Raw genomic sequence first — 25,447 nt, 5'->3', positions numbered from 1 at the left:
AAACTAACGCAGGTTCGTTTCCAAATTTCGAGAAGCCGGTAAAGGAATTCGTCGTGGCAGCGCGAGCTAAGAAAACCGCTAAGGGCAAGAGCAGCAAGAAGGCCGCCACGAAGGCCGTCAAGAAATCCGCGAAGAAGCCCGTGAAGGCGCTCGCGCGCAAAGCTGCCAAGAAGGTCAAGAAAGCCACGAAGACCAAAAAGACGGCTGCCAAAAAAACCGGGAAGAAGAGCGCCGCGAAGACGGCAAAGAAGGCAGCGAAGAAGCAGGTCGTTGCCAAGAAGACGGTGAAGACAGCGACCAAAAAGCCAGCCAAGGCTTCGGCGAAGAACGAGACTTCGGCAAAAAATAAGGCTTCGGCGAAAAACAAGGCCCCGGCGAAGATGATAGCCAAGACGACGAGGGTGGCTGCGCCCGCCGTGGCCGCCGGACCCGCTCCAGTCCCCACGCCGCCGAAAGTTGTGAAGCCCGATGTATCGAAGCCCAAGGCTCCGCGCGCACCGAAGTCCGTCGCCACGCCGCAGGCCACCACGCCGGTGACCGTCCCCGCGCGCGACAACGTCTTCTACATCACGACTGCGATCGCCTATCCCAATGGCAGTCCTCACATCGGCCACGCCTATGAGGCAATCGCGACCGATACGTTGGCGCGGTTCGCACGACTCGACGGCAAGGACGTGTTCTTCCTGACCGGCACCGACGAGCACGGCCAGAAGATGGTTCAGACCGCGGCCAGCGAAAAAATGTCCGTCTCGGAGCTCGCGGCCCGCAATGCCGGCCGTTTCAAGCAGATGGACGAGCGCCTCAACGTGTCGTTCGACCGTTTCATCCGCACCACCGAGGAGCAGCATCATCGCTCCAGCCAAGAGATCTGGCGACGCATGGAAGCGAACGGGGACATCTATGCCGACATTTATGCCGGCTGGTACTCCGTGCGTGACGAAGCCTATTACGCCGAGGACGAGACGCGCCTGAACGACGACGGGGTGCGGCTCGGGCCGCAGGGAACGCCGGTCGAATGGGTCGAGGAGAAGAGCTATTTCTTCCGCCTGTCGGCCTATCAGGACAGGCTGCTCAAGCTCTACGAGACGCAGCCCAATTTCATCGGCCCCGACTCCCGCAAGAACGAGGTGGTGAGCTTCGTCAAGGGCGGCCTGCGCGATCTCTCGATCTCGCGCACGACGTTCGATTGGGGCGTCAAGGTGCCCGGTGACGAAGAGCACGTGATGTATGTCTGGGTCGACGCGCTCACCAACTACATTACCGGCGTCGGCTTCCCCGACGAGAGCGACAAAAACTGGCGTTATTGGCCTGCCGACGTGCACATCATCGGCAAGGACATCATCCGCTTCCATGCGGTGTACTGGCCGGCGTTCCTGCTGTCGGCCGGGATCCCACTACCGAAGCGGGTCTATGCCCACGGCTTCCTGTTCAGCAGGGGCGAGAAGATGTCGAAGTCGGTCGGCAACGTGGTCGATCCCTTCAACCTCGCCGACCAGTACGGCGTCGACCAGATGCGCTATTTCTTTCTGCGCGAAGTGCCGTTCGGCCAGGACGGCAACTACAATCACGAGGCCATCGTCGCGCGCATCAATGCCGATCTCGCCAACGATCTCGGCAACCTCGCGCAGCGCTCGCTGTCGATGATCGCTAAGCAGCTCGGCGGCGTACTCCCGGAGCCCGGCGAATTCAGCGACAACGACAAGGCGATCCTGTCACAGGCTGACGGCATGCTCGCGGCGTCCCGCGAAGCGATGGCGACGCAGCAAATCCATCACTGGCTCAACGCCGTATGGGCCGTGGTCGCGGAAGCCAACCGCTATTTCGCGGGCGAAGCGCCGTGGGCGCTCGCCAAGACCGATCCAGTCAGGCAGAGGACGGTGCTCTACGTCACCGCCGAAGTCGTGCGCCAGATCGCGATCCTGGCCCAGCCGGCGATGCCGACGGCCTCGGGATTGCTGCTGAACAGCCTCGGGATCCCCGAAGGGGAGCGCAACTTCGCCGCGCTCGGCGGTGCAACGCGCATCGCGCCCGGTACGACGCTGCCCGCGCCGACGCCGGCCTTCCCGCGCTACATCGAGCCGGCAGCCTAAAGGCGTTCGCACCATGCTGGTCGACAGCCACTGCCACCTGGATTTTCCGGATTTTGCGGAGGATCTCGACGGGATCGTGTCGCGGGCGCGAGCGGCCGGCATCGGCCGCATGGTCACCATTTCGACTCGGGTGAAAAAGCTGAACCAGCTTTTGTCTATCGCCGAGCGCTATGACGACGTCTATTGCTCGGTCGGCACCCATCCGCATAACGCCGATGAGGAAGACGGCATCGCGCCGGACGAGCTGATTGCGCTGACGCAGCACCCCAAGGTCGTCGCGCTCGGCGAAGCCGGGCTCGACTATTTCTACGACAACGGCTCGCCGGAGGCGCAGGCGAGGGGCTTTCGTGCCCACATCGCTGCCGCCCGCGCCACCGGCTTGCCGCTGGTAATCCACACCCGCGAGGCGGACCAGGATTGCGGCCGTATCCTAGAAGAGGAGACGGCAAAAGGATCGTTTCGCGCCGTGTTGCATTGTTACACCGGCGGGCGCGAGCTGGCGCTGAAGGCGGTCTCGCTCGGGCTCTATATCGGCTTCACGGGCATCCTGACCTTCAAGAAGTCCGAGGCCCTGCGCGCGCTTGCGGCCGAACTGCCGTCCGACCGCATTTTGGTTGAAACAGACTCGCCCTACCTTGCGCCCGGCAAGTTCCGGGGCAAGCGCAACGAACCGGCCTATGTGGTCGAGGTCGCAAAAGTGCTCGCCGAAACACGCGGCGTGTCGTTTGACGAGATCTCGCGCCAGACAAGCGAAAACTTCTTTCGCCTGTTCTCCAGGGTGAAAGCTTAGAACTGGGAGCCGCATGACGCTGACGCTGACGATCCTGGGCTGCGGCTCCTCCGCCGGCGTGCCGCGCCCGGCACTCGGCTGGGGTGCCTGCGATCCCACCAATCCCAAGAACCGCCGTCGCCGCTGTTCGCTGCTGGTCGAGCAGACATCGGACGAGGGCACCACGCGTATCGTGATCGACACCTCGCCGGACCTGCGCGAGCAATTGCTCTCGACCAATGTCGACCACATCGATGCAGTGTTCCTGACCCACGAGCACGCCGATCAGACCCACGGCATGGACGATCTGCGTTCGGTCGTGATGCACATGCGCCGGCGGATTCCGACCTATCTCAATCAGACGACCGCGAACGACATCATGTCGCGGTTTTCCTATTGCTTCGTCTCGCCGGCGGGCAGCGACTATCCGCCGATCCTGACGGCGCAGTCGATCGAGGCCGGCGAAAGCCAGACCATCCAGGGAAAGGGTGGCGCGGTGACGATGACCGCCTTCCTGGTGCAGCACGGCAACATTCCCGCGCTGGGCTATCGCATCGGCGATGCCGCCTACACACCCGACCTCAACGACATCCCGCGCGAGAGCTGGGGCGCACTGGAAAATCTGGATCTCTGGATCGTCGATGGCCTCCGCTACACCAGCCATGTCAGTCATTTCAGCATCAACGACGCGTTGTCCTGGATCGAGCGCTTCAAGCCGAAGCGCGCCGTCATCACCAATATGACGGCCGACGTCGATTATGAGGTGATCCGGCAGTCGCTGCCGGCGGGCGTGGTGCCCGCGTATGATGGGCTGCGGCTGGAGACCCGCTGAACCTGCGGTGGAAATTTCGGCGAGAGCCGGCATACTGCTTGCTTGCGCTAGCCCCATCATGTTGATCTAACGTCTGAAAGACAGGGCGCTGGGCAGAGGCGATATCCATGCAGGACCGGCGTGCGACGTACGATCGCCGGGACTTCTGAATCGCCTCGTGTGAGGATGGGGATCGCGTTGGCAGGGGACGATGTCACGAGCCGGGGACCGGTGCGACGCGCGCTGGATCTCCTTTATCTCGGTGCGGGCTACGCCGCCGGCGCCTTCATGGTTGCGATCTTTGCAATCATGATGATCATGTCGATCGGGCGCCAGTTTGCGGTCAACATTCCCGCCGGCGATGATTTCGCCTCCTGGTGCATGGCGGCGATGGCATTCCTCGGCCTCGCTCACACCTTCAAGCGCGGCGAGATGATCCGGGTCGGCCTGCTGCTGGAGCGTCTGCATGGGCGCTCCAAGCAGGTAGCGGAGGTCGTGGCCCTCGGTATTGCCGCCGCTTTCATCCTCTATTTCACCCGGCATGCCGTGCAGATGACCTACGATTCCTGGCGCTTCAACGACGTGGCGCAGGGCGTCGTCGCGCTTCCGCTCTGGATTCCGCAGCTCGGGTTTTCCGGCGGACTCGTGATCCTCTCGATCGCGCTCATTGATGAAATGGTCAGTGTCGTCAGCGGCAACCGGCCGAGCTACGAGAAGGGCTCACCGGACGAGACCCCGGACGAATTCATCGAGCGGATCTCACAGGGCGGCGGAGGTTGACGATGGCCAATCTCGGCATGATTGAACTGTCGTTCATTCTGCTCGGCGTCATGATCGTGCTGCTGGGAAGTGGCATCTGGATCGCGGTTTCGCTGGGGCTCGTCGGCTTCGTGGCGATGGCGCTGACCACCAGCCTGCCGCTCGGCTCGGTGCTTGCGACCACGACATGGAGCGCAAGCTCGTCATGGACGCTGGCCGCGCTGCCGCTGTTCATCTGGATGGGCGAGATCCTCTTCCGCACCAAATTATCCGAGGAAATGTTTCGAGGCCTGTCGCCCTGGGTTCAGTGGCTGCCGGGGCGTCTCACTCATGTCAACGTGATCGGCTGCGGCATCTTCGCGGCGGTGTCGGGCTCGTCGGCGGCGACCTGTGCGACCATCGGGAAGATCGCGCTGCCCGAACTGGACAAGCGTGGTTACGACAAGAGCCTTAGCCTCGGCTCGCTCGCGGGCTCCGGTACGCTCGGCCTGCTGATCCCGCCGTCGATCCCGATGGTGGTCTATGCGGTCACGGCGAATGTCTCCGTGCTTCAGGTGTTCCTCGGCGGCTTCCTGCCCGGCGTGCTCGTGATGGTGCTCTATTCCGGCTACATCATCATCTGGTCGCTGCTGAACCCGAAGAAGATTCCGCCGCGCGATCCCCCGATGCCGTTCCGCCAGAAGCTGCGGGAGTCGGCCAGGCTTGCGCCCTGCCTGTTGCTGATCCTGGCGGTCTTCCTCTCGCTCGTGCTCGGCTTTGCGACGGCGACGGAATGCGCCGCCTGGGGCGTTTCGGGCGCGCTGCTGCTGGCGTGGTGGAGCCGCACGCTCACGCGCAAGAACTTCCTCGAAAGCATCATGAGCGCGACGCGCCTGACCTGCATGATCATGCTGATCCTGGCGGGCGCAGCCTACACGACCGCAGCGATGGCCTATACGGGCATTCCGGCGGCGCTTGCCACCTGGGTCCAGGGCCAGCAGCTCACGCCGGGCATGCTCGCGCTGTATCTGAGTATCATGTACATCATCCTGGGATGCCTGATCGACGGCATCTCAATGATCGTCCTGACCGCCGTGATCGTGCTGCCGATGGTCAGGCAGGCCGGTCTCGACCTGGTCTGGTTCGGGGTCTATCTCATCATCCACGTCGAGATGGCGCAGATCACGCCGCCGGTCGGTTTCAATCTGTTCGTGCTCCAGAACATGAGCGGGCGCGACACTTTCACCGTTGCGCGGGCGGCGTTCCCGTTCTTTGTCCTGCTGCTCGCGGCCGTGTTCATCATCACGGAATATCCGCAGATCGTGATGTTCTTGCCCAAGCTCGCCTTCCCAGACTGAGCGTACCGTTTTGAAATTGACTGTGAGGAGAAGCCCGATGATGTCTCGTTTATTCCGCGCATCCCTGATCGCCGGCGCCGTGCTGGCCGCGACACCCGCTTTGGCTCAGACCAAATGGAATCTGCCGGCAGCGTATCCGGCCGACAATCCGCACTCCGAGAACCTCGTTGCTTTCGCCAAGGACGTCGAAGCTGCCACTTCCGGCAAGCTCCAGATCACGGTTCATCCCGGCGCCTCGCTGTTCAAGGCGCCCGATATCAAGCGCGCGGTGATGACCGGGCAGGCGCAGATGGGCGAAGTCTTGCTGTCGATCCACGAGAACGAGGATCCGGTGTACGGGGTCGATGTGGTGCCGTTTCTGGCGACCAGCTTTCCGGACGCCATGAAGCTCTATCAGGCGTCGAAGCCGCTGATTACGAAGAAGCTCGATGCGCAGGGGCTCAAGCTGCTGTTCGTCGTGCCGTGGGCGCCGCAGGGCGTCTATGTCAGCAAGCCGCTTGCGACCATCGAAGACATGAAGGGCCTGAAATGGCGGGCCTATAACGTTGGGACCGCGCGTATTGGCGAGCTCGTCGGCGCGCAATCGGTCACCATTCAGGCTGCGGAGTTGCCGCAGGCGCTTGCCACCGGCGTCGTGAACTCCTTCATGTCGTCCGGCGGCACGGGCTATGATGCGAAGGCATGGGAGTCGCTGAAATACTTCTATGACGTGCAGGCCTGGATCCCGAAGGACTACACTTTCGTCAATAAGGCTGCGTTCGAGGCGCTCGACAAGCCGACCCAGGAGGCCATCCTCAAGGCCGCAGCGACCGCCGAAACCCGCGGCTGGAAGGCCTGGCAGGACAAGAGCACCTGGTACATCGATCAGCTCAAGGCCAAGGGCATGACGGTCGAGCCGCCGAGCCCGGCCCTGAAGGCCGGATTCCAGAAGATCGGCGAACAGCTCACCGCCGACTGGCTCAAGAAGGCGGGAGCCGACGGCCAGGCCCTGGTTGACGCCTATAAGAAGATGTGAGGGCGGGAGGCTCGGCGAACCCGACCTCGTCGAAACTGCGAAACGACTTCGCGGCGACACGCAACCGCCGCGGAGGTCGAGACAAGCTCAGGCCGAGATCGCCTTCGCCGATCCCGCTTCGTTGCGCAGCAGGAATTTCTGGATCTTTCCCGTCGACGTTTTCGGGATCGGCCCGAACACGACGGCCTTCGGCGTCTTGAAGCCGCTCATATGCGAGCGGCAGAAGGCGATGATGTCGGCTTCGCTCGCGCTGGCGCCGTCCTTCAGCTCGACGAAGGCGCAGGGCACTTCGCCCCATTTCGGATCGGGCTTTGCGACCACGGCGGCGAACAGCACGGCGGGGTGCTTGTAAAGGATGTCCTCGACCTCGACAGAGGAAATGTTCTCGCCGCCGGAGATGATGATGTCCTTGGAGCGATCCTTGATGATGACGTAGCCGTGCGCGTCGAGCACGCCGAGGTCTCCGGTGTGAAACCAGCCGCCTTCGAAAGCTTCCTTCGTCGCCTTGTCGTTCTTGAGGTAGCCCTTCATCACGATGTTGCCGCGGAACATGACTTCGCCGATGGTCTCGCCGTCGCGCGGCACCTGCCTCATGGTCTGGGGATCGATGACGGTGACGCCTTCCTCGAGCGGGTAGGGCACGCCCTGCCGCCGCTTCAAGCTGGCGCGCTCGGCTGCGGGCAGATCATCCCAGCCTGGCTGCTCGGCGCAGACGGAGGCGGGGCCGTAGACCTCGGTCAGGCCGTAGACGTGCGTCAGCTTGATCCCGATGCTCTCGGCGCCCTCGAGCACCGCGACCGGCGGCGCGGCACCGGCGATGAGCCCGACGACCCGGCGCGCGGCACCACCCTTCGGCGCATCGGGTGCGTTGATCAGCGTGTTGTAGACGATCGGCGCGCCGCACATGTGGGTGACGCCGTGCTGCTTGATCAGCTCGAAGATCTTGGTCGGCTCGACCTTGCGCAGGCAGACATTGATGCCGGCGGCCGCCGCAATGGTCCAGGGGAAGCACCAGCCGTTGCAGTGGAACATCGGCAGCGTCCAGAGATAGACCGGATGCTGGCCGAGTTGGCCCGCGAGGATGTTGCTGACGGCATTCAGATAGGCGCCGCGATGATGGGTCACGACGCCCTTGGGATTTCCCGTGGTGCCAGAAGTGTAGCTCAGCGCGATCGCGTCCCATTCGTCCTTCGGCGGGATGGCGGTGAAATCGGGATCGCCTTGCGCGACGGCAGACTCGTAGTCGATCTCGCCGATGCGCCTGCCGCCCTTGAATGCGGCGTCGTCGACGTCGATCACGAACGGTTTTGGACCACTCATCTGCGTGAGCGCATCGGTGATCACGCCGGAAAACTCCGGGTCGACCAGAATGATCCTTGCGCCGCCATGGTCGAGCTGAAATGCGATCGAAGGCGCATCGAGCCGGATGTTCAGGGCGTTGAGCACGGCACCCGTCATGGGTACGGCGAAATGCACCTCGTTCATCGCCGGAATGTTCGGCAGCATCGCCGCGACGGTGTCGCCGACGCCGATGCCCTTGCCGGCAAGATACGAAGCAAAGCGCTTGCAGCGCTCATGGGTCTCGCGCCAGGTGAAGCTGCGCCCCTCGTAGACCGTGCTAACGTGATCGGGATAGACCGCGGCGCTGCGCGCAAGGAAGCTCAACGGGCTCAGCGGCACGTAGTTGGCGGGCGTCTTGTCGAGACCGATATTGTACTGGTTCTGCCGCTCGCTCATCGACACCTCCCTCACGCGCCGGCTTACAGGAATCCGATGGAGATCCACGGAAACACGGCGACGACGATCAATCCTACCAGCAGTGCCAGCAGATAACCCCAGATCGGCCTGATGCCTTCGGCCGGATCGACGCGTCCGATGGCGCAGGCGGCATAATAGCCGACCCCGAAGGGCGGGGCGAATAGCCCGATACCCATGGCGAGAATGATCACCATGGCATAGTGCACCTCGTGCACGCCGACCGCACGCGCAATCGGAAACAACAGCGGCCCGAACAGCACGATCGCCGGGATGCCCTCCAGCACGCTGCCAAGGATGGTGAAGGCCAGGATCGAGACGGCGATGAAGGTCGCCGCGCCGCCCGGCAGTCCGGTCATGGCCGACGCCAGCGCGCGCGAGAAGCCTGATTGCGTCAGGCCCCAGGCCATGCCGGTGGCCGTGCCGATGATCAGCAGGATCGCGCCCGACAGCGCGGCGGTTTCGACCAGCATGGGAAACAGCCGCCGCCAGTCGAAGCGGCGGTAGACCAGGAGGCCGACCAGGGCGCCATAGACGATGCCGATGGTGGAGACTTCGGTGGCGGTCGCGATGCCTTCGACCACAGCGTAGCGGATCACGAAGGGCAGCGCGAGCGCGGGCAGGGCGATGATGAAGGTCTTGCCGATCTCGCCACCTGTGGCGCGTCGGACATGGCTCATGTCCTCGTGGCGGTAGCGCCACCACACCAGCATGCACAGCGTGATCGCCAACACCACCCCGGGCAGCAGGCCGCCGGTGAACAAAGCGGCGATCGAGACGCCCGTGACCGATCCGATCGTGATCAGCACGAGGCTCGGCGGAATGGTTTCGGTCTGCGCGCCGGTGGCGGCAAGAAGCGCGACGAGGTCGCCGGGCTTGGCGCCGCGCTGCTTCATCTCCGGGAACAGCACGGGCGCGACCGCCGCCATGTCGGCCGCCTTGGCGCCGGAGATGCCGGAGACCAGATACATCGCGCCGACCAGGACGTAATGCAGCCCGCCGCGGACATGGCCAAGCAGGCTCGCAAGGAACGCCACCATGGCCCGTGCCATGCCGGTCATTTCGATCAGGAGCCCCAAAAATACGAACAGCGGCACCGAGAGCAAGATGAGGTGGCTCATGCCCTCGTCCATCCGCCCGACCAGCACCATCACCGGCGTGCGCGTGGTCAGCGCCAGATAGCCGAAGATCGCGAGCCCGAAGCCGAACGCGATGGGAACGCCGGCAAAGACGCAGAAGCCGGCGACGCCGACGAAGAAGATGACGAGGTTGAGATTGCCGAGCGGCCGCAGATAAGGCTGCGCCAGCCAGAACAAGCCGACGATGACGGCAACGGTGACCGCGGCCGTCAGCACCATGCGGTAATCGGCTGCGCGCAGCAGCCGCAACAGCGCGAACACCGCCATCAGGCAGATTCCGGCCGGCAGCGCCGCGGCGCGCCACATATTGGAGATCTGCAGCGCCGGCGTGGTGATGAAGCTTTCCTCGTAGGCGTAGTCCCAGGACGGCCAGACGATCAGCGCCAGGAAGGCCAGCGCCGCGCAGGTCGCGACCAGATCGAGCCAGGCCCGCGTGGCCGGCCTGGTGCTGGCGACAACCGCGGTCATGCGCATGTGCTCGGAGCGGCGGAACGCGACCGCCGCGCCCAGCATGGCGAGCCACAGGAACAGGATCGAGGCAAGCTCGTCCGACCAGATCAGCGGCCTGTGCAGCCCGTAGCGCGCGACCACGCCGGCAAACAGGATTGCGATCTCGGTGACCACCAAAATGGCCGCCGGGATTTCGACGAGGAGCCCGAGTGCGCGCTCCGTCGAGGCCAGCAACGAAGGTCGGCGAGGGGACCGAACAGTCGCCTCGCCCGCCACTCCGTTCACTTCGACCTCGATATGAGCCATGACGGCTCCAACGCGTTACGACAGCTTGCCGACCGCCTTTTCCAGCAGGTCCCAGGCCTGATCGCCGTATTTACCTTTCCACTCGGCATAGAAGCCGGCGGACCGCAGCTTGTCGCGGAACGGCGCGACTGCGGGCTGGTTGAAGGTCAGGCCCTTGCCCGCGAGCTCCTGCTGCAGGTTGGCATTGAGCTTGGCGGTATCCTCACGTTCCTTGAGCGCTGCGGCATTGATGTTCTTGGCGACGATGGTGCGCACATCCTCGGGCAGGCTGCTCCAGGCCTTGCGGTTGGCCAGGAACCAGAAGCCGTCCCACATGTGGTTGGTCAGCGAGCAGTATTTCTGCACTTCGTAGAGCTTGGCGGTCGAGATGATCGCCAGCGGGTTCTCCTGTCCCTCGACGATTCTGGTCTGCAGCGCGGAATAGACCTCGGCGAAATTGATCGAGGCGGGCGCCGCATCGAACGCCTTGAACATCGAGGTCCACAGCGGCGACACCGGCACGCGGATCTTGAAGCCCTTGAGATCGTCCGGACCGGTGATCGGCTTGCTCGACGACGTGGTCTGGCGGAAGCCGTTGTCCCAGATCTTGTCCATGACCTCGAGACCGGCCTTCTTGATCTCGCCGCGGACAAAGGCGCCGAGATCGCCGTCTATTGCCTTCCAGACCGTGCCATAGTCCGGGAACGCGAATCCGATGCCGTTGATGGAGGCCGCCGGTACCAGGGTCGACAGGATCAGTCCCGACAGCGTGAAGAACTCGACGCCGCCGGACCGAATCTGGCTCAGCATGTCGGTGTCGGACCCGAGCTGGTTGTTCGGGAAGATCTGGAGGTCGAACTTGCCGTTGGTCTCGGCCTTGATCGCCGCCGCCATCTCCTTGGCGCGCACGTTCAGCGGATGGGTGTCCGGCAGGTTGTTGGCGTATTTGTAGGTGAACTCGGCGCTCTGGGCGCGGGCCACATGGGGCGCACTGAGGCCGCCCAGGACCGCGGTGGCGGCGGAGGCCTTGAGAAGCGTGCGGCGGGAAAAGCTCATGGGTCTGCTTCCTCGGAAAGTTTGTTGTTGTTCTGAGATGCAAACCTATACGGACGGAAGGTCAGAAGGTCATCTGCGATCTCGCGAAGCTTCGCTTATTGCAGCCGGACATCCTCACGGCAATATCGGCTTTCGGAGGCATGGGCCGGATTCAAAAACCGAAAAACAACCCCATGCACAGTAGCCGTCGAAAGTCGGGCGACGTGCGACGGGCCGGCCCGGAAGAGAACGAGGAACGAAGGTCCGATGAGAGGAATTCTGGCTAAATAACTGATCTGATTGTATATAAATATATTCCATAATATACCTTATGCGAATCATGGATATGGCCGTGCAGATCAGGCCAGATAAATCCACAGCTACCCAGAACCCCTCTCTCGGCTCACACTTGGCGCCAAACAAGCCCCGGGCAAACCGACGCAGCGGTTGATGTCCACGGCAGCATTGGAGGTTCGTCATGCAGGAGAACGTCGCCCGCACAGATCGCTCGCGCGCCATTCCATTCGATGCGGCCAAGCTCGACCGTCTGATGGAGGCCGCCGGCCTCGACGTTCTGGTCGCGACCTCCAAGCACAATGTGCAGTACATGCTCGGTGCCGAGCGCGCGATCTTCTTCGACTACATGGATGCGCTGGGCGTCAGCCGCTATCTGCCGGTCCTGATCTATCCCAAGGGCGCGCCGGAGCACGCGGTCTATGTCGGCCACCGGCTGGAGACCCATCAGCGCGCTGTCGCGCCGCCATGGATTGCGCAGGTCCGGACTGAGTCCAACGGCTCGGTCGATGCCATCACGCGGGCCGTAAGCCTGATCCGGGATGCCGGCATGCCTCTGAAGCGGGTCGGGGTCGAGATGGCGTTCCTGCCGATGGATGCGGGCCGGGCGCTCGCCGACGCCCTGCCCGGCGCCGAACTCAAGGACGCACTGCTGGTGCTGGAGCGGCTGCGCGCGGTGAAATCGGCCGACGAGCTGGCGAAACTCAAGACGGCCTCCGAGCTCGTCATCGCCTCGATGCTGGAGGTGATCGCCGGGCACGGGCCTGGAACGACCAAGCAGCAATTGTCGGACGCTTTGCGGATCGCCGAAGCCAATCGCGGGCTGACCTTCGAATACTGCCTGCTCGCCTGCGGCAACAGCCATAACCGGGCGCCGTCGACGCAGCGCTGGGAGCAAGGTGACGTGCTGTCGCTCGATTCCGGCGGCAATTATCACGGCTATATCGGCGATCTCGCGCGCATGGCCGTGCTCGGCGATCCCGATACCGAGCTGAAGGAGTGCCTGGCCGAGATCGAAGCCGTCCAGCGCGCCGCCTTCGCGGCGGTGCGGCCCGGCGCCATGGGCGGTGACATCTACGTCGCGGCCGAGCGGCAGCTCGCGAAGATCAGCCAGCGTGACTGCACGGAGTTTTTGGCCCACGGCATGGGCCTCGTCAGCCATGAGGCCCCTCGCCTGACCGCCAAAGGCCCAATCCCCTACGATGACACCGACGCTCGCCTGCCGCTCGAAACAGGCATGGTGGTGTCGATCGAGACCACGATGAAGCATCCGAAGCGCGGGTTCATCAAGCTCGAGGACACGGTCGCGGTGACGGCGACGGGCTACGAGATCTTTGGCGAGGGTGGCCGCGGCTGGAATCTGGGGGGCAGTGCGCTGTAGGCCGGCACCACACACGGCGCTTACGGCAGACATTCGCCCTCTGCCCGAGCACCACTGGGTGGTCAGCGCCCTCACCTACACTGCCATGACCTAGACTTCCGCGGAAGCAGTAGCTCTCGGCATTCGCATGACTTGCTCGAGGGCATTTCGGTGCTTCAGCACGGCAAGGGTCTCGCGTGCGCTGAGGCTGCTGACGACTTCCTCGAAGTCGTCGCTCTGCTCGATCTTGGCCCGGCCGATCGCGAGATCTATGTCGATTTGGCCCGATTTGCGAGGCGGCGTTTCGAGGGACTGCATGTGCGGTCCCAGCAACGCGGGGTTCTGTCGAAGTTCGAGCAGAGCTCCATGTGCCTGGATCCGAGCCTGGCTGGCAAGGTCTCTCGCCCTCTGCAACAGCGCCGGCGCGCGATTGTCCTCGGGGGTCGCAAACAGGTGCGCCATTCGCGGCGCCGTCGACGTGACGAGACCGATCGGAATGGCGCAAACGAGGCCGATGATCACTGGCGACATCCAGAGCAGCAGCGGAAGCGACACGGCGTAGGCGCTTGCCGCCATTGCCAGACCGCATAGGGTCGGCACCGTGAACTTGCGATAGATTTCATCGCGCGTGATCCTGCCATCGCTTCGCCGTTGAACTTGCCAGCCCGCGTCACGGCCCAGCAGGATCTCCGCAACGGCGGTGGATTGAAAGATCATCATGGATGGGGCGATCAAGGCGGCAAGCAGGCTCTCGGCGACTACCGCCAGCAGCACGCGAAATCCGCCGCCGAATGCCTGCCGTTCCGCACGCCTGGTGAGCAAAACGAGGTAGGCCAGCAATTTGGGCAGGATGAGCAGCCCCATTGTCGCGGCAAAGACCCAGGCGGCAAGCACGGGATCCTGTGCGGGCCAGGTTGGAAACAACGAAAAGCCCTTGGGAAAGTACTCCGGCTTGACGAAATAGGCCTGCAAGGAGATCAGGATTCCGAGCAATAGAAACAGCAGCCATAGGGGCGCGGTGAGATAGGAGCCGATGCCGGTCAACAGGTGAAGCCTGGAGACCCAGTGCAGGCCTCGAGCAGGCAGAACGGCAAGATGCTGGAGATTGCCCTGACACCAGCGGCGGTCCCGCGCCGCGAAATCCAGCAGCGACGGTGGCACCTCCTCGAAACTTCCACCGAGGCCTGGAGCCATGAAAATCCCCCACCCCGCCCGCCGCATCAGAGCGGCTTCGACAAAATCGTGGCTGAGGATGTGGCCGCCGAAAGGTTTCCTCCCGCGCAATTCGGGCAAACCCGCCTCTTGCGCAAAAGCCTGCACCCGGATGACGGCATTATGTCCCCAGTAGTTGCCTTCTGAGGCGTGCCACCAGGCGTTCCCGGCCGCGATCAGCGGACCGTACAAACGACCCGAGAACTGCTGAAGCCGGCTAATCAGGGTTCGCGCATTGACGACGATCGGAAGCGTTTGAATCAGCGCGGCCTGCGGGTTTGCTTCCATCGCGCCCACCAGCCGAACGATGGTCTCTCCGCTCATCAGGCTGTCCGCGTCGAGAATGATCATGTAGTCGTAGGCACCACCGAACCGCCTCACCCATTCGGCGATGTTGCCGGACTTTCGGGCGGTGTTGTCGGATCGGTGACGATAGTAGAGATGGCCCGAACCGCAGTTGCGCTGCAGTTCCAGAAACGCAAGCTCCTCGGCAATCCAGATGTCCGGATCTGTGGTGTCACTGAGCAGAAACCAATCGAACAACGGGGCCTGTCCGGTTTCGCCGACCGACTCGTACATGGCGCGGAGTCGCGCCATGAGATGGTGCTGGTCCTCGTTATAGGTCGGCAACAGCATCGCCGTTCGGCCGGTGATCCCGGGCAGCGGACCGTGGCTGTTAATTGGCAGCACATCCGGTCGGCCCCGCAGGAGCACAAAAAAACCGGCGACTGAAGACACGAACGAAAACGCGATCCAGGCGAGCAGCACGAGAAATAGCCCGAACACCATGCCTTCGAGGACCGTGACGCCACCAACCTTGAGAACGTCGTACATCTCAACAGCGCCCGCAGCGGTAATCGCGACCGTTCCGCCAAGAATGAACAGGCGCCGCGCTGCAACGGCAGGGGCGGTCCGCAGTCGCGCCGGATAGGCACGATTTGTCCCGTCCAATCGGCAGGGCAGCATCGGGAGAGGCGTTTCGTCGGGAAGATACCGAATGCCAAGCTCAGGCGAAAGCGCGGGCGACGGCGTCAGGGCGCCCATCGGTAAACCCAGACTTCGGAGATCGGTTGGTCGCCCTGCATCAAGACCGCCCTCAACTCGATAGGCGCGTCCTTCACGGCGCATTGAAAGCTCAGGCGCCAGCCGCCGGTTTCCGGGTTTGGCTGTGTGACGACGTTCTTGATCTCGGATTTGTCGGCGCTGACGGCGCCCCTCACCTTGTCAGGATCGACCTCCTTCAGCTTGTCACCGAGCAGCTCGAGCACGAACAATTTGCTGTCGTCGCCCCGGGCGCCAACGCCTGTGCGGGTGAACCGGGCCAGTGAATTGGGCTTCGGCGCGTCCGGACCCCAGTGCAGACGATAGGTGTAGTTGTTTTCGCTCTTGGCCTGGAGAGCTGTTTTCGGGCGCCAGAAGGCGGCGATGTTGTCGTGAACTTCCTCCTTGGTCGGGATCTCAAAGAGGACCACACTGCCCTCTCCCCAATCTCCGATCGGTTCGACCCAGAGGCTCGGGCGACGCTCAAAGCGCGATTCGATGTCCTCGTAGGCAAAGAAGTTTCTCTCCCGCTGCATCAGGCCGAAGCCGCGAGGATTGAGGTCATTGAATGTGCTGGCCTGCAGATCGCGCGGATTGTTGAGAGGACGCCAGAGTTGCTCGCCCTTTCCGTTGAACACGGCGAGCCCATCGGAGTCGTGCACCGCAGGGCGGAAATCGTCGACATCGTGTCGGTCGTTCGGACCGAAAAAGAACATGCTCGTCATGGGCGCCAGGCCGGCATGCTGCAGCTCGATTCGCGGATAGAGCGACATCTCCACGTCGAAGACCGTCGGAGCGCCGGGCCTGATCGTGAAACGATAGCTTGCCGTAGCGCTCTTGCTGTCAAGCAGCGCGTGTACCACGACAGATGTGGCACCCGGCGCGGGCTTCTCCAGCCAGAAGGCCTTGAAGAAGGGAAATTCCTCCCCCTTGCTCTCGCCGGTATCGATCGACAGACCGCGCGCGGAAAGGCCGTAGGTCTCGCCTTTGGCAACGGCACGGAAGTAGCTGGCGCCGAGAAACGCGCAAACCTCGTCGTAATAGTCGGGGCGATTGATCGGAGTGTGAATGCGAAACCCGGCAAATCCGAGATCGGCGTCCGCTACCTGGCCGATATTGTCGCCGAATGCAAAATCGTCGCGCCGGTACCTGATCGGTACGGCTCGTCCGCCGGAGACCTCGTAAATGTCGACCTTGTTCTTGTAGAAAAAGCCGCGGTGGAAAAACTGGACCTCGAAAGGCAGCTTCTCGCTGCGCCAAACCGCGCGCTCCGGCAGAAAGCGAATTGACCGGTACTGATCGTAGGTGAGATCCTTGAGCGCGTCCGGGACCTTTTCGTCTGGTGGCTCAAAGGGCTTACTCGCCAAATTGCGGGCAAGCTCGCGGACATAAGAGGGGCCAAACGGCAACTCCGCCGCCGATGCCGCAGAGAGTGCGCCGGGCAGTAGTGTTGCCAAGGGCGTCAATGCCGAGGCTTCCAGGAATTGTCGGCGATTCAACTGTGCTACCCGTTCGGTTCCAACCGCAGTGCAACCCCCTCGTCGCGAACGAGTTCCATGAGCGCGGCCGAATCCGAGCACCCTGTTGCCGACGAGCTCGTCGATGCGGACTTGGCAACATCGCGCTGATCCGCCTCGGTTGCGCCTGCAGAACGAGCTGCAATTTCCGATTGAGCATTCTCGAGCCATGGCGCCGCACAACGCTGCAGCCCCCGCAGGCAACTGGATGATCGCCTTAGCGCAGCGGCAGCAACTCCAGCTGGCTCTGCGCTTTCTTGACCGCCGTCGCATACCAACTCTGGCTTGGCGCTTCCCTGGCGAAGCACGCCGTGTACGCGGTCATCGCGTTGTCTTCGCGGGTGATGTCGCCGCGGGGGTCTTTCTTGTCGATGGGTTTGGCCATCATCTGCTTCCAGACCTTTTCGCAGGCCGGGATCTCAGCCGGCTTCACGGCGTCGCTTGCGGCGAGAAAGAAGACCTTGTCGCCCTGGATCGCCACGACGTCGATTTCATGCGGCGGTCCCTTCAAATCGCCATTGCCGCGCACGCCCAGTACGGCGACCGCAGCGCTTGCTCCCGCGGGCTTCGTGATCGGCAGCTCGGCATATTTGGCGAAGGCGGAGTCCTGGATGGCTTGATAGTAGAAGCGGTCCGACTTGAATGCCGCGCCGATCTCCTGCGGCATGCCGTCGTCGCGGTGCTCGCGCAGCCAGTGCTTGAGCAGGCCAGTCGTGGTCACCACCGCCTGCATCTTGTCGCCCTCGGAGGCGAAGCCGAGCCCGTCGAGATGACCGAAGCCGGAATCGCCCTTGAAAAGCGTGTCCGCGTTCGTCTTGCCGTCGGCCGGCAGTCCCTTGATCGCGACGGCGCCCACCATGCCGCGCAGGACGCCCGTCAATTCCTTGAGCGCCGCATCGTGCTGCTTATAGGTCTCGTCGTTCTCCGTGGCTTTCGAGAACTTTGCGATGTAGCGATCGCGCAAATCGAGATAATGCTGCTCCGGGCCAGCCGCATGTGCGGGCGTGGCGAAAGCGAGCAGGCAGAGCAAGGCGAGCGATCTCATGTGATTTCCGACAGGGCTGGGTCTGATCTCCAGTCTTTGTGCCGGTGCCGTGCGGGAAGGTTCATCCGCGAGCGGCCAGGAGCCCTACTCCGCCGGCGTCAGTTGCTGCCGGCTCGGGCGCATCGCCGCCGTCTCGCGGACGCGGATACGGGCGCGGCGTTTGCGCCACCAGATCACGATTCCGGTAACCGAGAGTGCCGCCACCACCAGCCCCATGATCGAGATCAGGATGCGGCCGAATAGTCCCACGATGCGGCCCGAATGCAATGGGAATTGCGCCTGCACGAAGATGTCGGCGGCGGTGCCGACCCAGGGCAGCCGTTCGCCGATCGGACGACCGTCCTCGCTGTCGTAATAGAGCTGCGCCGGGCCGACGCCGCCGGCGCCGTGATCGTCGCCCGGATGGAAGAAGGCGGCGGCATAGACACCATGGGCCGGGCCGTAATTGACCGAGCCGACCGGGACGGTCCACCCTCGCCCCTTGCCGTCGGCCGCCGCGCGCGCGGCGATGTCGGCGAAGCCGACCTTGGGCTCGATGGGATCGTCGAGATCGCGATATGGCCGCTGCTCATAGGGTGTCGGCGTGTAATTCGACACCATCTTCATCAGCGGCGAGAACACCTCGAAATAGAGGTTCAGCGAGAACGCCGTGAAGGCGATGATGAACAGGAGGCCCCAGGTCCACAGGCTGAAAGCGCGATGGAGGTCGAAATTGATCCGGTAGGCGCTGCCCGAGGTTTTGATGGTCCACGCCGGCGCCCAGCGCGCCCAGAAGCCGCGTTCGAGCTGGCGCTTGACCTGGGGCGCCCGTGCAGCCTTGGCGCGCCGGCGCGAGGGCAGCGTCAGGTAGAAGCCGACGAAGCAATCGATGGTCCAGATGATGGCGATGATTCCGAGCAGGCGCATGCCCCAGCGGTCGCTGCCCCAGAATTCCGGGATGTGCATGGTGTAGTGCAGCTTGTAGAGAAACGAGACGAAGTTCTCTCGCGTCACCGGCCACACCGCGCCCCAATAGCGCCGGCCGAGCTCCGCGCCGGTGTTGGGATCGAGGAAGATCTGATTGTAGTCGAGCGCGTAACGCTTGCCGGTCGCGGGATCGATCCTGGGCATGACGAAGAACCACAGCGAGTGGCCCGCCTCCGGCGTCATGAACAGGTAGACCACGCGCGCGCGGGGATCGCGCTGCTCGATCATCTTGGCGAGATCGATCGAGGGAATGGCCGGGCCTTTGCTGCTGACGTCGAACAGATGGCTGTTCAGGACCTCGTCGATCTCGTGATCCCAGGAGATGATCGCCCCGGTGATGCCGGAGAAGAACAGGAAGCCGGCCGTCAGCAGTCCCGCCCAGCGATGCAGCTTGCCGAATATCGCTCTCATCGTCTTCTCTCATCAAGCGGGCCCGGCCGCCATCACGGCCTGTCCTCATTCGAACTCACCACCGATACGTCAGCTTGCCGATGGCCTTGCGTCCCTCCGCATAGAAGCAGCCCGACAGGCTGTAGCAGGCGGCGACATAGCGGGTGTCGGCGAGGTTGGTGACGTTCAGCGACAGCCGCCAATTGTCCCTGGTGTAGGCGAGCAGAGCGTCCAGCACGGTCGCGGATCCGACCTTGAACGTGTTGGCGTCATCGCCCCAGGTCGCGCCGACATAGCGGAGGCCGCCACCGAACTGCAGCCCCGCGAGCGGCCCGGTCTGAAGCGTGTAGTCGTTCCACAGCGAGGCGCGGTTGAGCGGCACGGTGACCGGCGCCTTGCCGACATTGACGGGATCCTGCGTGACCATTGCATCGACATAGGCGTAGGCCGCGCGCAGGTTCCAGCCGTCGGCGAGCGACATCGTGCCTTCGAGCTCAAGGCCGCGCGATTTCACTTGCCCGGTCTGTTCGGCAATGTTGAGCGGAGGCGCAAAGGTGACGACGTTGTCGCGCGTCAGGTCGAAGGCGGCGAAGGTGAACAGCGCGTTCCAGCCGATCGGCTGATACTTGACGCCCACCTCGTACTGCACGCCGGTCTCGGGATTGAGCAGCTGTCCGCTCGGACCGGTGGCGAGCACTGGCAGGAACGATTCCGAATAGCTGAAATAAGGCGCGATGCCGTTGTCGAAATTGTACATCAATGCGGCGCGGCCGGTGAAAGCCGATGCATCCTTCGCGACGGTCGTATTGAAGATTCCGCTGTCTACCTGCGTCGTCACGAAATCCTGGCGGCCACTGAGCTGGAACGAGAACCGGCCGAGCTTGATCTGGTCCTGCGCGTAGAGGCCGACTTGCGACTGCTTGACGCCGGTGTCGTCGCTCATGGCGCCCATGGTCCAGTCGTAGCTGTAGACCGGGTTGAAGACGTTGATCTCGGGCGCGGACGTGGTGACGCCAAAGGCTGTGTCGCGGAATGTGGTGTTGCGATAGTCGATCCCGACCAGCGTGGTGTGGCTGAGGAAGCCGGTCGTGAACTTGCCCTGGAGCTGATTGTCCACCGCGAAGGAGTTGATGTAGGAGTTGCTATAGCTGCCGAAACGCGCGAGCTGTCCCGCGGCCTCGTCGGTATAGCCTCCGCCGAAAAACACCTTCTCCTCGTTGTGCTGATAGGCATAGCGCAAATTCTGACGGAACGTGATGTTGTCGGTGAAATTGTGCGAGAGCTGGTAACCGGCGGTCGCGATCTCGGTGTTGAACGCGTTGAAGCTCGGCACGCCCGCGAAGAACGAGACCGGTATGGTGCGGCCGTTGTTCGGCCACACCGTGCCCGAGGCCGGCAGGAACTGAAGGCCCCACCCTGCCCGGTCGCGCTGGTAGTTCGCGAGAATCGTGATGGTGGTGTCCTCGTTCGGCTTGAACGTGACGGCGGGCGCGATGAAGACGCGGTTGTCCTTGGTGAAGTCGACCTGGGTCTCGCCGTCGCGCACCACGCCCGTCAGGCGCCACAGCACGGTGCCGTCCCTGTTGGCGGGACCGCCCATGTCGAACTGGCCCTGATAACGGTTGAAGCTACCGCCGGAGATCGAGACCTCGCCGAATTGCTGCGCCGTCGGCAGCTTGGTCACGTAGTTGAGGATGCCGCCGGTGCCGCTGCCGCCATACATGGCCGAGGATGGGCCCTTCAGGACCTCGAGGCGCTCTGCGCCGTAGGGATCGAGGCCGTTGAAGTGCACGTAATTGCTGGAGGGAATCCGCAATCCGTCGACGTAGAGGCCCGACATGGTGGTATCGAAGCCGCGGATCTGGAGGGCGCCGAAACGGGTATCCGAGCCGCCGTTGACGTCGCCGCTGACACCCGCGGTGTAGCGCAACGCCTCGCCGATCGAGACCGCACCCTGGTTCCTGACCTGGTCGGTCGTGACGACCGAGACGGACTGCGGGGTTTCGATCAGCGGCGTATCCGTCTTGGTCGCGGTGCCGCTGCGCGTCGCAACGAAACCGCGCACCGGACCATTGGCGCGTTCACCCGTGGCACCGTTCGAGGATGCCGATTGGGTTGGCGCGACTTGCTGCGCCGGAGAGCGACGATTGGCGCGTGCGGTGCGTGTCGCCCCTGAGCGTCGCGTTGATGCGACCGCCGCAGGCCGGGCGCGCTGGGCCGGGGGCTTCGACGGTGACGGCGGGAATCTGCGTCTGCGCCTCCACGGCACAGAAGGGTACGACGAGAGCAAATGTGCTGGCCGCTCCGAGGAAGAGAGTCTGTATCTGTCGACGACGCGTGTCGGAACGCGAAGCAAGTTGGAAGTCGGTCACGTCGAGGCCCCACGCACTGCCGGCTTCGCCGGTATCGTTTTTGATGCCTCGCCCTAACGCAGGCGATTTCGGAGTGCGATAGGAACTGCGTTAGAATTTCTCCAGACGCGTGCGCAACGCGTGCGACGAATGCGCTCAGTCGTGTCTCGAAGTTTGGAATGTTTCCAGACCGACAAGAACCTGCTTGTTCGAAATGTCTGAAACGGCGTCAGCGATGTCGCAGCCGGCGGTTGACCCGACGCGCGAAATAATCGCCAGCGCTCTGCACCAGCTGCACCAGCGCGATCAGCACCACGACGACGGCGAGCATCATCTCCGGCATGAAGCGCTGATAGCCGTAGCGGATACCGAGATCGCCCAGGCCCCCGCCTCCGACGGCACCGACCATGGCGGAGTAGCCGAGCAGGCTGACCACCGCGAGCGTCAGCGCCAGCAGAAGACCCGGCAACGCTTCGGGGATCAGCACCTTGAGCACGATCTGCATCGGCGATGCCCCGAACGAGGATGCGGTCTCGATCAGGCCGCCATCGACCTCGCGGATTGCGGCCTCAACCAGGCGCGCGATGAACGGCGCCGATGCGATCGTCAACGGCACGATCGCGGCCGTCGATCCGATCGAGGTGCCGGCCACCAGCCGCGTGAACGGGATGATGGCGACGACCAGGATGATGAAGGGCGTAGACCGTGTCGCGTTGACGACGATGCCGAGCACGCGATTGACGAGAGGCGCCGCGAACAGCTCGCCTTTCCGGCTGGTCGCGAGAAAGACGCCGAGCGGCAGGCCGAAGGCGGTGCCGACCAGAGCGGCGAGCCCGACCATGTACAGGCTCTCGCCGGTCGCCTGGACGATCAGGTTGATGAGTTCAGGCGACATAGCCGAGACGCTCCGCGGGGAATTGATATTGTGACAGCCAGGCCAGCGTGCGCGTCGTCGCGTCCTGGCCGCTGGACATGCCGAGAGGGATACCAAGCGTCAGTGAGCCCACATGCTGGCCGCCGATCTCGTCGATGCGGGCCGACAGCAGCGACACGTCGAGGCCGAGTTCGCGTGCGAGCCGCGCCACCAGCGTGTCGCCGGCCCCTGCCCCGCGCACTTGGACGCGGATCACCGCCTGTCCGCCCGCAGGCGGCTCCGAAACGATCCGGCTCGCCAGCGACACCGGCAGGCTGTCTCCGATGACCTCGGCCAGGAAGGATTGCGTGATCGGATGCTTGGGGTGGGTGAAGATGTCGGCGACATGGCCGCTCTCGACGACGCGGCCGGCGTCGAGCACCACGACGTCCTTGGCGAGCTGGCGCACCACGGACATCTCGTGGGTGATCAGCACGATGGTCACGCCGAGTTCGCGGTTGATGTTCGCGAGCAGATCGAGGATCGCCCGCGTGGTCTGCGGATCGAGCGCCGAGGTCGCCTCGTCCGACAGCAGCACGCTGGGTCGCGTCGCCAACGCTCGCGCGATGCCGACGCGCTGCTTCTGGCCGCCGGAGAGTTCGGACGGGTAGCGGTCGTGTTTGTCGGCGATGTCCACCAGCGCAAGCAGCTCGGCGACCCGGGTTTTGATGTCCGCTTTGGCCCAGCCGGCAATCTCGAGCGGCAGCGCGATATTGGCGGCTGCGGTGCGCGAGGACAGCAGGTTGAAGTGCTGGAAGATCATGCCGATCGAGCGCTGCGCCAATCGCAGTTCGCGCCCTGCGAGCGCCGAGATATCTCTCTTATCGACGATGACGCGGCCCGTGGTCGGCCTCTCCAGGCCGTTGATGAGCCGGACCAGGCTCGATTTGCCGGCGCCGGAGCGACCGATGACGCCGGTGATCGAACCGTGCGGGATCGCGAAGTCGATGTTTTGCAGGGCATTGACGCCGGGCTTGCCGCGATAAGCCGGATAGGTTTTCGAGATGCCTTCGAAGCGGACCATCGCGTCAGGCGCAGTCGCGGCAAGTGAAATCGCGGGACGTGAGATCGCGTCAAGCTTTTCGACCGGCTGTCCGATCGCGAGCGACGGGTGGACGTTCATGGAGGCGGCCTTCATGCACAATAGTTCCGCCTGCCCCCTGGGGCATCCGGGAACCGGTCGCATCAAGCGACGGAGAGTGAAATCGCGATGAGGACTCGGCTGGAGCGCGCTGCACCGCAGCACGCACCATCGCCCTTTCAGCTCTCTCTGGCAATGTCAGATATCTGCGGTGGGTTGGACGAAGTTTTCCAAATTTCTCCTCGCTGAAGAAAAATCATCTGCCGTCGTATGGGCCTCCCGCCCGGCTCAGTGGACCTGCAACCAGGGCCATACGATCAGCAGGAGCCCCGCGAAATAGAGCACCCCGAAGATCAGGCCAAAACCCCAGAACTGACCTTTTCCGATATAGCCGCTGCCGAAATACATCGGCGCCGGTCCCGTCGCGTAGGGCGAGATCACCCCCATCAGGCCGAGCGAATACATGCAGAGCATGGCGAGCGTCGTGACCGGCAGGTCGGGGATGCCGGATCCGACCGCGAGCACCACGGGCAGCACGGCGGCGGCATGCGAGGTGATGCTCGAGAAGAAATAGTGGATCCAGAAGAACAGCGCGACCAGCAGAAGCATCGCGGTGGACGGCGACAGCCCGGCGAGCGGCTTTGCATATTCGGTCGCGAACCATTTGATGAAGCCGATCTCGTTGAGGCCCGAGGCCAGAGTCAGCAGCGAGGTGAAATAAAAGAACACTTCCCAGGCGCCCTTCTCGGCCACGATATCGGCAAACTCGATCACGCCCGTCACCAGCATCAGCGAGATCACGATGAACACGACGGTGGTGGCGTTGACGAAATTCGAGCCCAGGAGCGGAACGCGGATGTCCGGGCTCGAGCCCGCGATCCACAGGAACATCGCGAGCAAGATCAGGGCAAGCATGATCCACTCGTTGCGCGACATCGGGCCCATCTCCGCGAGCTCCTTCGATGCCCATTCGGAAATTTCCGGGCTGCTCTTCACCTCGGGACGGCAGACCGCGTAGCTGAGCAGCGGAACAAGCACCATCAGGAGGAGGCCGAGCGGCGCAAAGCCCATGAACCACTGCGCCCAGCTGACGTCGATTCCGACGGTCTTCTTGGCGATGGCGAGTGCTGCCGCATTGGGCGCGAGCGCGGTGAAAAACAATGAGCTGGTGACGGCGGTCGACGCGAACGCGGTCCACATCACGTAGGTGCCGATCTTGCCGGCGGTCGGTCCAGGCTCGGAGCCGTAGATGCGCGGGATGTTGCTGATGATGGGATAGACGATGCCGCCGCTGCGGGCGGTGTTGGACGGTGTCGCCGGCGCCAGCAGGAAGTCCGACATCGCCACCGCATAGCCGAGGCCGAGCGTGTTGCGGCCGAGCTTATGCACCAGAACGAGCGCAATGCGGCGGCCGAGCTGGCTCTTGCGATAACCGATCGAGAACACGAAGGCGCCGACGATCAGCCACACCGTGCTCTCGGCAAAGCCCGCCAGCATCCAGCGCAGCGACTTGGTCGGATCGGGATCGATATAACCGCCGACGCCGGCAACCGTCAGCCCGATCAGGCCGACCGCGCCGACCGGCATCGATTCCAGGATGAGCCCGGTGATGACGGCCGCGAAGACGGCAAAATAGTGCCACTGATTGACGTTGAGCCCTGCCGGCACCGGCCACAGATAGATCACCAGCCACACCGCGAGCGGCGCGATCAGCTTCCAGCGAAACCCTTTCGCCTCAGGCGCCTGCGAGCTAGTGGTCATGGGCCCTCCCCTCGATCGTCGTTATAGTCTGCCGGCCCGTTGATCGGGCCTATTTTGTCCCAGCGCGGCGT

Annotated in this window: 18 protein-coding genes; 7 read left to right on the top strand and 11 right to left on the bottom strand. The window is 63.5% G+C overall.

The genetic code is table 11. The features are described 5' to 3' along the window. Nucleotides 1-53: 53 nt before the first annotated feature. The 6 genes from metG (at nucleotide 54) to IVB45_RS18545 (ending at nucleotide 6,781) form a co-directional block, all read left to right on the top strand. Nucleotides 54-2,090: a methionine--tRNA ligase gene (metG, locus tag IVB45_RS18570; RefSeq protein ID WP_247359306.1), complete on the top strand. Its 2,037-nt coding sequence runs from the start codon at nucleotides 54-56 to the stop codon at nucleotides 2,088-2,090. A gap of 13 nt (nucleotides 2,091-2,103) precedes the next feature. Beyond that, entirely contained in the window at nucleotides 2,104-2,880 is a 777-nt protein-coding gene (locus IVB45_RS18565; RefSeq protein WP_027566946.1) for a TatD family hydrolase, read from the top strand. 13 nt (nucleotides 2,881-2,893) lie between these two features. Further along, the gene (locus IVB45_RS18560) at nucleotides 2,894-3,691 is read left to right on the top strand and encodes an MBL fold metallo-hydrolase (protein WP_247359305.1); all 798 of its coding nucleotides are present in this window, start codon (nucleotides 2,894-2,896) and stop codon (nucleotides 3,689-3,691) included. A gap of 165 nt (nucleotides 3,692-3,856) precedes the next feature. Then, a complete protein-coding gene (locus tag IVB45_RS18555) occupies nucleotides 3,857-4,450 on the top strand; it encodes a TRAP transporter small permease (RefSeq protein WP_007591089.1) in 594 nt (197 codons plus the stop codon). Between the two features lie 2 nt (nucleotides 4,451-4,452). Then, the gene (locus IVB45_RS18550; RefSeq protein ID WP_247359304.1) at nucleotides 4,453-5,766 is read left to right on the top strand and encodes a TRAP transporter large permease subunit; all 1,314 of its coding nucleotides are present in this window, start codon (nucleotides 4,453-4,455) and stop codon (nucleotides 5,764-5,766) included. A gap of 37 nt (nucleotides 5,767-5,803) precedes the next feature. Further along, on the top strand, nucleotides 5,804-6,781 hold the full coding sequence (locus tag IVB45_RS18545; protein WP_027566943.1) for a TRAP transporter substrate-binding protein: 978 nt from the start codon (nucleotides 5,804-5,806) through the stop codon (nucleotides 6,779-6,781). Between the two features lie 87 nt (nucleotides 6,782-6,868). Here IVB45_RS18545 and IVB45_RS18540 read toward each other — a convergent pair whose 3' ends face one another. From IVB45_RS18540 to IVB45_RS18530, 3 genes are read right to left on the bottom strand one after another with little or no spacing between them, the layout of a single operon-like run. Beyond that, a complete protein-coding gene (locus IVB45_RS18540; protein ID WP_247359303.1) occupies nucleotides 6,869-8,518 on the bottom strand; it encodes an acyl-CoA synthetase in 1,650 nt (549 codons plus the stop codon). A 23-nt stretch (nucleotides 8,519-8,541) separates the two neighbouring features. Further along, nucleotides 8,542-10,431 carry a TRAP transporter large permease subunit gene (locus tag IVB45_RS18535; RefSeq protein WP_247359302.1) on the bottom strand — a complete coding sequence of 630 codons (1,890 nt, stop codon included), beginning with the start codon at nucleotides 10,429-10,431 and terminating at the stop codon, nucleotides 8,542-8,544. Between the two features lie 15 nt (nucleotides 10,432-10,446). Further along, the gene (locus IVB45_RS18530; protein WP_247359301.1) at nucleotides 10,447-11,466 is read right to left on the bottom strand and encodes a TRAP transporter substrate-binding protein; all 1,020 of its coding nucleotides are present in this window, start codon (nucleotides 11,464-11,466) and stop codon (nucleotides 10,447-10,449) included. 457 nt (nucleotides 11,467-11,923) lie between these two features. Here IVB45_RS18530 and IVB45_RS18525 point away from each other — a divergent pair, with 457 nt between their 5' ends. Further along, on the top strand, nucleotides 11,924-13,120 hold the full coding sequence (locus IVB45_RS18525; RefSeq protein WP_247359300.1) for a Xaa-Pro peptidase family protein: 1,197 nt from the start codon (nucleotides 11,924-11,926) through the stop codon (nucleotides 13,118-13,120). Between the two features lie 90 nt (nucleotides 13,121-13,210). Here IVB45_RS18525 and mdoH read toward each other — a convergent pair whose 3' ends face one another. The 8 genes from mdoH to IVB45_RS18485 all read right to left on the bottom strand — a co-directional run bounded on the left by mdoH (nucleotide 13,211) and on the right by IVB45_RS18485 (nucleotide 25,376). Next, a complete protein-coding gene (gene mdoH, locus IVB45_RS18520; RefSeq protein WP_247359299.1) occupies nucleotides 13,211-15,355 on the bottom strand; it encodes a glucans biosynthesis glucosyltransferase MdoH in 2,145 nt (714 codons plus the stop codon). Continuing rightward, complete coding sequence (locus IVB45_RS18515) at nucleotides 15,343-16,851, bottom strand: glucan biosynthesis protein G (RefSeq protein ID WP_247286743.1); 1,509 nt, start codon at nucleotides 16,849-16,851, stop codon at nucleotides 15,343-15,345. The genes mdoH and IVB45_RS18515 overlap by 13 nt, the downstream gene beginning before the upstream one ends. A 235-nt stretch (nucleotides 16,852-17,086) precedes the next feature. Continuing rightward, nucleotides 17,087-17,914, bottom strand: coding sequence for a hypothetical protein (locus IVB45_RS18510; RefSeq protein ID WP_247359298.1), 828 nt, complete (start codon nucleotides 17,912-17,914; stop codon nucleotides 17,087-17,089). Nucleotides 17,915-17,998: 84 nt separating this feature from the next. Beyond that, nucleotides 17,999-19,291: a siderophore utilization protein FsrB gene (gene fsrB, locus IVB45_RS18505; RefSeq protein WP_247359297.1), complete on the bottom strand. Its 1,293-nt coding sequence runs from the start codon at nucleotides 19,289-19,291 to the stop codon at nucleotides 17,999-18,001. A gap of 55 nt (nucleotides 19,292-19,346) precedes the next feature. Beyond that, the gene (locus IVB45_RS18500; RefSeq protein WP_247359296.1) at nucleotides 19,347-21,335 is read right to left on the bottom strand and encodes a TonB-dependent siderophore receptor; all 1,989 of its coding nucleotides are present in this window, start codon (nucleotides 21,333-21,335) and stop codon (nucleotides 19,347-19,349) included. Between the two features lie 515 nt (nucleotides 21,336-21,850). Further along, nucleotides 21,851-22,516, bottom strand: coding sequence for a methionine ABC transporter permease (locus tag IVB45_RS18495; protein WP_247359295.1), 666 nt, complete (start codon nucleotides 22,514-22,516; stop codon nucleotides 21,851-21,853). Continuing rightward, nucleotides 22,506-23,672 (bottom strand): methionine ABC transporter ATP-binding protein, encoded by a 1,167-nt coding sequence (locus IVB45_RS18490; RefSeq protein WP_247359294.1) that lies wholly within the window; start codon nucleotides 23,670-23,672, stop codon nucleotides 22,506-22,508. Before IVB45_RS18490 ends, IVB45_RS18495 begins: the two co-directional genes overlap by 11 nt. A 231-nt stretch (nucleotides 23,673-23,903) precedes the next feature. Beyond that, the gene (locus IVB45_RS18485) at nucleotides 23,904-25,376 is read right to left on the bottom strand and encodes a DASS family sodium-coupled anion symporter (protein WP_247359293.1); all 1,473 of its coding nucleotides are present in this window, start codon (nucleotides 25,374-25,376) and stop codon (nucleotides 23,904-23,906) included. Between the last annotated feature and the right edge of the window lie 71 nt (nucleotides 25,377-25,447).

The sequence above is a fragment of the Bradyrhizobium sp. 4 genome, assembly GCF_023100905.1.
Classification (GTDB): Bacteria; Pseudomonadota; Alphaproteobacteria; order Rhizobiales; family Xanthobacteraceae; genus Bradyrhizobium.
The sequence above is the reverse complement of the archived record's forward strand: the minus strand, read 5'-3'. Positions and strand labels throughout refer to the sequence as shown.

Coding starts and splice junctions, on each gene's coding strand:
- IVB45_RS18565 (WP_027566946.1), top strand. CDS start 2,104: ATGCTGGTCGACAGCCACTGCCACCTGGATTTTCCGGATTTTGCGGAG.
- IVB45_RS18560 (WP_247359305.1), top strand. CDS start 2,894: ATGACGCTGACGCTGACGATCCTGGGCTGCGGCTCCTCCGCCGGCGTG.
- IVB45_RS18555 (WP_007591089.1), top strand. CDS start 3,857: ATGGGGATCGCGTTGGCAGGGGACGATGTCACGAGCCGGGGACCGGTG.
- IVB45_RS18550 (WP_247359304.1), top strand. CDS start 4,453: ATGGCCAATCTCGGCATGATTGAACTGTCGTTCATTCTGCTCGGCGTC.
- IVB45_RS18545 (WP_027566943.1), top strand. CDS start 5,804: ATGATGTCTCGTTTATTCCGCGCATCCCTGATCGCCGGCGCCGTGCTG.
- IVB45_RS18540 (WP_247359303.1), bottom strand. CDS start 8,518: ATGAGCGAGCGGCAGAACCAGTACAATATCGGTCTCGACAAGACGCCC.
- IVB45_RS18535 (WP_247359302.1), bottom strand. CDS start 10,431: ATGGCTCATATCGAGGTCGAAGTGAACGGAGTGGCGGGCGAGGCGACT.
- IVB45_RS18530 (WP_247359301.1), bottom strand. CDS start 11,466: ATGAGCTTTTCCCGCCGCACGCTTCTCAAGGCCTCCGCCGCCACCGCG.
- IVB45_RS18525 (WP_247359300.1), top strand. CDS start 11,924: ATGCAGGAGAACGTCGCCCGCACAGATCGCTCGCGCGCCATTCCATTC.
- mdoH (WP_247359299.1), bottom strand. CDS start 15,355: ATGGGCGCCCTGACGCCGTCGCCCGCGCTTTCGCCTGAGCTTGGCATT.
- IVB45_RS18510 (WP_247359298.1), bottom strand. CDS start 17,914: ATGAGATCGCTCGCCTTGCTCTGCCTGCTCGCTTTCGCCACGCCCGCA.
- fsrB (WP_247359297.1), bottom strand. CDS start 19,291: ATGAGAGCGATATTCGGCAAGCTGCATCGCTGGGCGGGACTGCTGACG.
- IVB45_RS18495 (WP_247359295.1), bottom strand. CDS start 22,516: ATGTCGCCTGAACTCATCAACCTGATCGTCCAGGCGACCGGCGAGAGC.
- IVB45_RS18490 (WP_247359294.1), bottom strand. CDS start 23,672: ATGAAGGCCGCCTCCATGAACGTCCACCCGTCGCTCGCGATCGGACAG.
- IVB45_RS18485 (WP_247359293.1), bottom strand. CDS start 25,376: ATGACCACTAGCTCGCAGGCGCCTGAGGCGAAAGGGTTTCGCTGGAAG.